Consider the following 10,196-nt stretch of genomic DNA (forward strand, 5'->3'; position numbering starts at 1 on the left):
ATTAGGCACCATATCTTTCTAATTCTTTTTGCGTATTAAACAACTCACAATACACACCATTCTGTTGAAGCAACCCCTCATGTGTTCCACTCTCTACAATATCTCCATCTTTCAAACAATAAATCGCATCTGCATGAATTAGATTTGCCAGACGATGCGAAATACAAAGCACAAGCTTTTCTTTTGACAATTCATATAATACTTCCATGATTTTATTTTCGCTCTCTACATCAATATTACTTGTTGCCTCATCCATAATATAGATGGGTGAATCCTTCAATAACGCTCTTGCCAAAACTAAGCGTTGTCTTTGTCCTCCAGATAGATTTTTACCACCCTCTAAAATACGCATATCCAATCCACCTTGTTCATTCACATAATCAAAGATACCTACTTTTTCTAAAACTATATTCATTTCTTTATCAGACACATCTTTAGCCATAGCTAAATTATCTCTAAGACTTCCACTAAACAAGTAGCTTTCTAAAGAAACTAAAGTCATATATGGATAGACGTTTATATCTTTGATTTCATAGCCAGATAACTTTAATTCACCCCTATAATTCGAATATTGTCCCATCAGTAAAGAGGCAATCGTACTTTTTCCACTACCACTCTCACCCACAAAACCAATCATTCCATTATGAGCTTTAAAATTTATTCCATGTAAAACTTCCTGATCCGTATAGCCAAAATGAAGATTGGATGCAGAAAGGAAACAATCCTTTAAATCTACTTCTTGTTTCTCTTCTGTTTCCATCTCTAATATTCCAAACAATTTATCACTAGCCGCCATACCATTCATCGCAATATGAAAATAAGACCCCAATTGGCGCATAGGAATAAAGAATTCTGCTGAAATCAAAATAATAAATAATGTTTGAAATAAATCTTGCGAGCTCGTTAACGCAAAGACAATGCCCAATGCACTTCCTCCATAGGCAACTAGATCCATGACAGTAATGGAATTTAACTGCATTGTCAAAACACGCATTGTGATCTTACGAAAATTTTCACTTTCCACATTCATCTTCTTATGATAATAACCATCTGCTTCATATATTTTAAGTGTAGTCAATCCTTGAAGATTTTCTAGAAAACTATCCCCTAATTTTGTGTATTGCCCCCAATAACGATTTAATAATCTTTTCGCAAACTTTTGTACAAATACAATCGACATTGGAATTAGCGGAACACAAACAAGTAAAACCAAAGCGGCTTTAAAATTCATAAAAGAAATGACAATAAATAAAGTCATTGGTGCAATTAAAGAATAAAAGAATTGCGGAATATAACTGGCAAAATAGGTTTCTAATTGTTCGATACCTTCAGTTGATAATTGCACAATTTCTGCCGTACTCCATTTATTTGTATATCCAATTCCAATTTTAGATAGCTTCTTATACAATTGAGTACGCAATGTTTCTTTTACAATATGACTCGATGAATACGACATCTCAATTGCCTTTTGATTTACAATATATCGAATAATTAAACAGACTAAAATCATTCCAATATAAAGAAAATAATTATCTTGTTTTGTGATAATCAAACATAAACAGGCCGTAGAACATACGTTACAAATAAGTCCAATCCATTGATACATAACATTCTTTTTAATATAAGGAATACTTTCCTTAACTGAAAATAATAATTTTTTATTGATCATAACGCACCTCAGTTAGTTGAAACAAATTGAGTTTACACTGACTAACTCAAGATGTCAAATCAAAAAAAAACAACTAGATTACTCTAGTCGTTAATTTCAGATACTGTAATTGTTTTAATAACCGGCTGCTTACTTTGTGCAATTGTTCCATTATCATCCATTGGATCTGCATCTTCACAAATCTTGTCCACAACCTTCATTCCCTTTGTGACATGTCCAAAGGCAGCATATTGCCCATCTAATGAATCATTGTCTTCTTGCATAATAAAGAATTGTGAACTGGCTGAATCATAATCTGAGCTTCTTGCCATAGAAATAACACCACGCTTGTGTTTAATATTATTTTTTACACCATTATCCTTAAATTCACCCTTAATGGTTTTATCCGATCCTCCCGTACCATTTCCGTTAGGATCACCACCCTGAATCATGAATCCTTCAATAATTCGATGGAATGTCAATCCATCATAAAAGCCGGATTTGGCAAGATCTACAAAGTTTTGTACAGTAATTGGAGCTGTTTTCCCATCCAACTTTAATGTAATTGTTCCATAGTCCTTCACTTCAATCTTTGCGATATAATCCTTTGTCTCTTTTTGACACCCAAACAAAGATATACATAGAACAAACGAACATAAAATCGTTATTAACTTTTTCATTGTTTCCACCTCCATCTTATTTTAACAATACACAAGAAAAGGAGCAAGACTGCCCCTTAGCGATTCGATTTTTCAATCCATTCTTTTGTCTTCATTACCTTATCTGGAAATGTCTTAAAATCTTTTAACTTCCAAGTCCAGTTTTTGTTTGATACTGTTCCAGGTGTATTGATTCTAGCCTCTTCTTTATATCCACAAATATCCCAAATAGGAAGAATTACTGTATCTGCATTACTATCTAACGCAAACTGACACAACATTTCATTAAAGGCACGGCTTGAATAGCCTTGGTTTTTAAAGAAACGACGCAAACTAATACGCTTATTTGAATCATACGTATGATAATCCTCATTGCATGTCGCATTATCATGTGTTCCTGTATATAATACAGAGTTTTTCTTTGCCTTTTTCTTTAATTGTTTAGCTTCCATTCTAAACAATAAAACATCCATTCCTGGAATTCCATAATCTTCCTCAAGTTCAATAACCTCAGGACGAATCAAACCTAAATCTTCTGCCACTAAGACAATGTTTGGGCATGCCTTTAAAATCGCATCCATCAATTTATGAGCAGGGCCCAAGATCCATTTTCCCTCAATGGCAGTAGGACAAGATTCTGGAATCTTCCAATATGTATCAAACGCTCTAAAATGATCGATTCTCACCATGTCGTAACAACGATTCATCCAACTCATACGATTGCACCAGAAAAGATATCCATTTTTTTCCTGCGCATCAAAATCATAAATTGGCATTCCCCAACGTTGCCCAGTTTCACTAAAATAATCTGGTGGACAACCCGCAATATATTCTGGTTTTCCTTCTTCATCCAATAAGAAAGCTTTACGGTTGCACCATACATCCGCACTATCTAAATCTACATAGAATGGCATATCTCCCATGATTTTAAGATTTCTTGCGTGCGCATACATTTGAATTTCATCCAATTGTTTATAAAAAACAAACTGTAAAAATTCAATATAAAAAATCTCATCTTTATAATCATCCAAATCAATATCACGATTTTCTGGCCAGTTCTTATATTCATCTTCCCACTCAAACCATGGAGCCCCATTATAAAAACTCTTAAATAAAGAGTAGGCAGACCAATCCTCTAGCCAAAACGCATCACGCTTAAATGCTTCAAAATCTTCTTTAAATGAATCAAATTCCTTTTTAAAAACTTTAAAGGCCTTTTGAAAATAAGATTCCTTGAATTCACGAATCTTGTCATATTCAACAAAGTCTTTAAACTTATTACAATTCACAATTGAGCTTTGCGTCAACAACCCCATTTCACACAAACGATCCAAGTTAATATAGATAGGATCCCCCGCAAAACTAGAATATGTCTGATATGGAGAATGAGTGGGGCCTGTCATCTGCAAAGGCAAGATTTGCCATATGGTATACCCTGCATCCGCAATAATATCTATCATTCGAATTGTTTTTTGCCCTAAATCACCAATCCCTTGATTTGCAGGGATAGAGAAAACAGGACATAAGATTCCTGCACTTCTATTCATTTTATCACCGTTTTGTAATCCCTTTCATTACTTCTATTTTAACACACTTTCATAAAAAAGAACTATATATTTCAAAAAATTATATAGTTCCTATTCCATAGAGAATAAATCCCTCAATTCTTCCTTGGATAAAGTCGAAATGCCACCATTTGAATTTTCGACAAATATATCACTCATCTCTTTTTTGCGCTTCTGCATCTCATAGATTTTCGCTTCTATTGTGTTCTTCATCAACAACTGATACACTAACACATTCTTTGTCTGACCAATACGATACGCACGATCTGTTGCTTGATTTTGCGCACTCACATTCCACCAAGGATCATAATGAATCACAGCTTGTGCCTTAGTCAGATTTAGTCCAGTTCCACCAGCCTTTAATGAAATTAAGAATACGTCCGAATCATCACTCTGAAAAGCATCTACTTCTTCTTTACGCTTCTTCTTATCAACTGCACCCGTAATCATATGGTATTTGATGCCTCGCTGATTAAACTCTTCGATAAAGGAATCAAAAATACTTGTGAAACTTGAAAACAACAAGACTTTCTTACCATTCTCTTTTAATGTCTCAATCAATTCAAGACACATTGTAAACTTTGTACTCTCACCCTTATAGTTTTCATATAACATTCTTGGTTCGCAACAAATCTGACGAAGACGCGTCATCATCGCGATGATCAAAATCGAATCCACTTGTTCCAATTCTAATTGTTGCTGAAGCTGCTCATTGACTTGGGCAAGATTTGCAAGATACAACTGCTTTTCCTCCGGACTAAAGTTTAACCACATATCTTTCTCAACCTTATCCGGTAAATCCTTCAACACTTGTTTTTTCGTTCTACGCAAAATAAATGGCGACACCAACTTTTGAAGTTTGGACTGCCTGTCATCATCCCCCATCTGAATGGGTTTCTCAAAATTCTTTGTGAAATAATTCAAACTATATAGATAGCCTGGCAACAAGAAATCAAAGATACTCCATAATTCACTTAAACTGTTCTCAATTGGCGTTCCTGTTAATGCCAAACGATGTTTACTTTTTAAAACCTTTACACTTTGCGCATTCTTTGTCTTAGGATTCTTAATAAACTGTGCCTCATCTAGAACAATATATTCAAATTCCATAGGCATATACAATTCAACGTCCCTACGCAAATAATCATATGTCGTAATATAGAGTTCGTGATTTTCCTGAATAATCTCTTTACGAACTTCTTGCGTTCCCGTAACACAAACAGCGTCCACACCAATCTTAAACTTTTCAATTTCAGACATCCAGTTATACATAAGACTACTTGGACATACAATCAAACTCGGTTTATCCTTTGAAACAAACTGTTCATAAAACACCAATACCTGAATGGTTTTTCCAAGCCCCATATCATCGGCAAGAATTCCATTTAAATTCATGTTTTTCAAATCATACAACCATTGAATGCCCTGCTGCTGATACGTGCGCAATAAAGATTTATACTCATCCTTCAATTGAATCGTTTGTTCTTTCACTTTCATTAATCGATCTGTATATTCTGTAACCGAATCATCATTACGAACATCCAATTCTGAATCCACATCCATTAAATGGAAAGCCTGATATGCTGGTTTTTCAATTGTTTCCTTCCTGAAATCCTTTGTCGTTAAATTCATTGTAGAAGCCAATTCATTCAACTGTTCTAAACCTGTATCTTCCAAATCAATCATTTCACCATTCTTTAACTGATAAAACTTTTTCTTCTTTCGATACGCATTTAAAATATGCGACAATTCATCTGCGTTCACATCACTATCTAGTTCCATCTTCAATAAATCATTTTGAACATAGACCTTTACACTTAAATTCATACTGCGACGATTCTTTAAACGTTTCAATTCCTCAGACACATACACATCCGCTTGTTTTTGAATCAAAGGAATTCCATAATCCAAAAAATTATATAACGCATCACTTCGACCTTTAAATACAGCCTTATTATCTTCAATCTTGACCGCATAATGCGAAATAATTGCTTCTATACTAGCGATTTGGTTGGAATCTGTATTTGTGAAGAAACTCTTTTTTTGATTATTCTCTAGATAGTTTCCCCATACAATCATATTCGCATTTTCAAGATCTGAATACACACGAATATTCTCAATTACAGTCGCATATTTTTCTACATCTACATTCGTTTCTAATTGAATATAATCCATATATGGTTGCAAGCATTGTAAGTAAAAAGCTCTAAATTCACTTTTTTTAATCAACCAACCATCTTCTTGCGAAACATTATACGCAAGTGAAGCTAAAAAGCCATCCGCATCCAATGTATATCGCGTAATATTTTTATAATCCACTACATAGAAATGTTTATTACCAATTAGAAAATTATCATCCAAATCTACATTGAGTTCGAAACAATCATCATATTCAACCAATTTTATAACTAATTTTATATCTTTTTCATCCGTTTTAAATTCGGTATAGTCATTAGGCAAAGATACATTTAAATCAAAGAAATCATCCAGACATTCCGAATAGATTTCCCCGTCTTTTTGCCAATCTTTTGAAAAAGTATATTTCATCAAAAATGAATAAATCTTTTGACTTGGCTCATCCAAATCTTCTGGATTTAAATAAATCTGTGTGTTTTTTCCAAAAGATTCCAATTTCTTTTCAAAAAAGCCTCGCATTAAAGTTTGAATATTCTTTACTGTATATGCACGATTCACTTGAATCTTTAATTTAAATGCCGTCTGATCATAATAATACGAATTTGAAGGATGCAACGTCAAACGAATTCGATTCTCGTTTTCTTTAAAGAAATTGTTAACTTTATCTTCTTGTTTTTCTTTCAGAAAATCAAATGCCGCCTGATTCAAACTATGAATTCTACGACGCTTTCTTTCCAATTCTTCCTGACGATTTTTTTCTTCAATATATTGTTGATACTCCACGCAAAACGGAAAAGTCTGGGGATTGATCGCATTAATGGCACGCACTACACTTACTAAATGCACACACCCTTTATGTGTCTCTTGTGAGCAAGTACAATTTGTAGTTAATATCGTACCATATTCATTCACTCTAAAGTTAATAATTTCCTCATTCCAACGTGTTTGAATAATAGCCTTTACTTCATAATATAAAATCCGATCATGCACTCTTTCAATTGAAATACGCTCAATCTTACCTGCATAATAAGGATCATTTGCCTCATAATATATCCATGAATTTTTAATAAAACGATTTAAAGACTCTTCAAAAATATGCATACGCAACCCACCTAACTTTCTCCTTATTATACCACAAATTTGACTTTCTATTTTTGAGTTGTTAATGTATCAGAAAGAAAGAGGAATAATATGTACACAAAAATTTTTACAACCTTGCCACAAGAAGCCAAAAATATTCGTATTGAAGTATTCATGAAAGAACAAGGCTTTGAAAATGAATTTGATGATATTGACACTATTAGTCATCATATCGTTGTCTTTGCCGAAGGAAAACCCATCGGAACATGCCGATTCTTCAAAGAAAACAATCACTACACCATTGGAAGGGTGGCTGTATTAAAGGAATATCGGAACCAGCATATTGGTAATTTACTACTTGAAAGTGCCGAAAATGAAATCAAAAAATTAAACGGAGACTTAATTGTAGTACACGCACAAGTTCGTGTCAGCCCATTCTATGAAAAACAAGGCTATATTCCGTTTGGTCAAATCGATGATGATGAAGGAGTCCCACATATGTGGATGAAAAAAAAGATACAGTATTAAGCTACTGTATCCAAAATATCCTTCATCTTTTTTGCGAGTCCCTTTGTCTTTTCAACCGATAAAGAACAAATCGCAACACGAATACCCAAATTTACTTTGACGGTAAAAATGTTGTTTTCCATTAATGCCTCATGGAATTTGTCACGTGTTTCATTATCCATAGATAAAGTTACGAAGAATCCTTCTTTGTAAGGATAATGTTTTAATCCCACTTCCTTCGCTTCTTTGACAAAGATATCTCCACGTTCTTTTAATAAATTTACATAGTGCAATCTTTCTTTATCATACGCATCTTTATGATTGTCTAATACATCTACAAATGTAGCCATAGCTCCATTGTTGATATTTGACCAAGTCGCACGCGCATCCTTTTCAAACACGATCTTTACTTGTCGAACTGCTTCTTTATCTTGTCCTAACACAATGGCAGCTCCACAACGAAGGCCATAACTTGTCATTGATTTTGATAAACTAAATGCGACAATTACGACAAAATTTTTCTCAATTTGATCAAACTGCGCAAAGTATTCTTTCGCCTTTTCTTGTCTAGAAGAGAAATCAATATACGCAATATCATTCAACAATACTACGGCATGTGTTTTTGAACATTCATTCAAGAAAGAGATCACTTCTTTCCATTCGTCTTCACTCAAAGAATAACCAGTTGGATTGTGACAAGGATCATTGATCACAATGACTAAACGATTTTGTTTTTCCATCACATTTTTACATGCCGATTTAAAAGAGTTTAAATTAAAGTGATCTTCTTCAAATAAACTATACTTTTCCACATCCAAATTGTGCATCTGCGCCATTAGTGCATAAGATCCCCATGCGATTTCTGGCAAGACAACTGTTTGTCCCTCATCCAAACACTCTTGTAAAGTCATACCAACGGCACCGGTTCCTCCAGGTGTTGCGATAACTTCATGTTCTAAGTGTGAATTTCCATTCAATACCCAGTCATATACTTTTTGTCTAAAGTCTGGATTTCCTGTAAAACTAGCTGCATAAGCTGCCAATACCTTATTATCCAAGTTTTTTAATGAACTAAATACACTGTCTAAGGCAACCAAAGTTCCCTCTTCATCATATAAAGAACCGATTGTCGCATCTACAACATTTTCACTTCCCACCTTAGCCTTAGCCTCTTTTGCCTTGGCAACAATTGAGAATACAGTATCTACGATTGGTGTTTGATTGACACTTTCCTTCACAAAATTCATACTTATTTTTCCTCCTTTAAAGTATATGCTCCCAATACTTTTACACTTTCACACACAGACTGTACCTCTCGAATACAATCATTTGCCTTTGACATATCCCCTTCAATTTCGACAAAGAAGAAATACTCAAAAGGTTTATTTTTCATCGGTCTAGACTGAATACTTTCCATATTCAATCCATTCTTGGCAATACAATCAATGATCTTTGCCAAAGCGCCACTCTCATGTTTAACCGATAGAACCATACTAAAGCGATTGCCCTGCATTTGTGGCTTTAATCCAATTACTAAGAATCGCGTTGTGTTAGTCGCATTTTCTTGAATGTTTGTAGCCAACACCTTTAAGCCATACAACTCTGCATTTTCCTTAGCACCAATAGCTGCTTTATGCACATCCTGTTGTGCTGAAATATATTGAGCTGCCATCGCCGTATTTGGATAGGCCACAGTTTGTACATTTAATTCCTTTAAAAATTCTTTAGACTGTGAAAGTGCTTGATCCTTCGAATAGACCCACTCCACATCTTTTAATGTACTGCCCGGAATTCCAAGTAAACATTGTTCAATCTTTTGATCATAAATTGACTGAATATACACTGGATATTCCATTAATAAATCTAAGACTTCTCCAACCAATCCAGAATTCGTATTCTCAAAAGGAATCACACCATATTGTACGTCTGAATGGACAACCATTTGAAAGACTTCCTCAAAACTAGAAACGCCCACTTTTGGATTGGAAGGAAACAACTTCTCGCTCACCATATGCCCAAAGGCACCTTCAACTCCACAATATCCAACTTTATCATGAGACTGCAACGTTCTTTGATAGGCCTTCGATTCTTTCATAATGAACTTTATAAAAGACTCATAATATTCTTTATAATCCGGATTTTGAATAAACTGTAAATTCTTCTCAATCACAACCTGCTCTCTACCCGAATCTAGAATTGGTAAATCATTTTCTATTTTATACGCAATCACATCCTTAACAGCATCCAATCGTGCTTCATACAGCTTGGCCATTTCACGATCGATCGCATCAATTTGTGTACGTGCTTGTTCTAACTTATTCATTAGTTCACCTCATGAATATCATACCATAGTTTTCATATATTTTCTGAAAATGAATGATATAAATCATCTAACGTATAAAGAATAATATTTGAAGCGACTGTTGAATTCGATTCTTTTTAAAAATGAATAAACAACATCTTCTTTTAAATCGACAGATGAAATGATGTTCTGGATATGTTCATTCTTTGGGACACGAACTTTGTAGTAATGTTTCATAAAACAGATGGTATCCCATCTTAAAAGACGCACTCCTGTTGCAGCACATTTTTGTTTGATAC

General features: G+C 34.2%; 8 protein-coding genes. 1 reads left to right on the top strand and 7 read right to left on the bottom strand.

What is annotated here, in order from left to right:
* Window position 1 precedes the first annotated feature (1 nt).
* The 4 genes from NE544_RS04550 to NE544_RS04565 form a co-directional block, all read right to left on the bottom strand.
* Window positions 2-1,669, bottom strand: coding sequence for an ABC transporter ATP-binding protein/permease (locus NE544_RS04550; RefSeq protein WP_256268481.1), 1,668 nt, complete (start codon window positions 1,667-1,669; stop codon window positions 2-4).
* Window positions 1,670-1,752: 83 nt separating this feature from the next.
* Entirely contained in the window at window positions 1,753-2,328 is a 576-nt protein-coding gene (locus tag NE544_RS04555; RefSeq protein WP_118114580.1) for a peptidylprolyl isomerase, read from the bottom strand.
* Between the two features lie 56 nt (window positions 2,329-2,384).
* Window positions 2,385-3,854 carry a 4-alpha-glucanotransferase gene (malQ, locus tag NE544_RS04560; protein ID WP_118114579.1) on the bottom strand — a complete coding sequence of 490 codons (1,470 nt, stop codon included), beginning with the start codon at window positions 3,852-3,854 and terminating at the stop codon, window positions 2,385-2,387.
* Between the two features lie 90 nt (window positions 3,855-3,944).
* Window positions 3,945-7,109, bottom strand: coding sequence for a DEAD/DEAH box helicase (locus NE544_RS04565; RefSeq protein ID WP_256268482.1), 3,165 nt, complete (start codon window positions 7,107-7,109; stop codon window positions 3,945-3,947).
* Between the two features lie 90 nt (window positions 7,110-7,199).
* Here NE544_RS04565 and NE544_RS04570 point away from each other — a divergent pair, with 90 nt between their 5' ends.
* The gene (locus NE544_RS04570; protein ID WP_256268483.1) at window positions 7,200-7,616 is read left to right on the top strand and encodes a GNAT family N-acetyltransferase; all 417 of its coding nucleotides are present in this window, start codon (window positions 7,200-7,202) and stop codon (window positions 7,614-7,616) included.
* Here NE544_RS04570 and NE544_RS04575 read toward each other — a convergent pair.
* The 3 genes from NE544_RS04575 to NE544_RS04585 form a co-directional block, all read right to left on the bottom strand.
* Entirely contained in the window at window positions 7,613-8,842 is a 1,230-nt protein-coding gene (locus tag NE544_RS04575) for a pyridoxal phosphate-dependent aminotransferase (RefSeq protein WP_256268484.1), read from the bottom strand. The two genes, NE544_RS04570 and NE544_RS04575, sit on opposite strands and share 4 nt — an antisense overlap.
* Before the next feature lie 2 nt (window positions 8,843-8,844).
* Window positions 8,845-9,918 carry a chorismate mutase gene (locus NE544_RS04580; protein WP_118114575.1) on the bottom strand — a complete coding sequence of 358 codons (1,074 nt, stop codon included), beginning with the start codon at window positions 9,916-9,918 and terminating at the stop codon, window positions 8,845-8,847.
* 63 nt (window positions 9,919-9,981) lie between these two features.
* The coding region (locus NE544_RS04585; RefSeq protein ID WP_256268485.1) for a hypothetical protein at window positions 9,982-10,196 on the bottom strand (215 nt) is incomplete at its 5' end.

The sequence above is a fragment of the Holdemanella sp. MSK.7.32 genome (genome assembly GCF_024460475.1).
Taxonomy (GTDB): domain Bacteria; phylum Bacillota_I; class Bacilli_A; order Erysipelotrichales; family Erysipelotrichaceae; genus Holdemanella.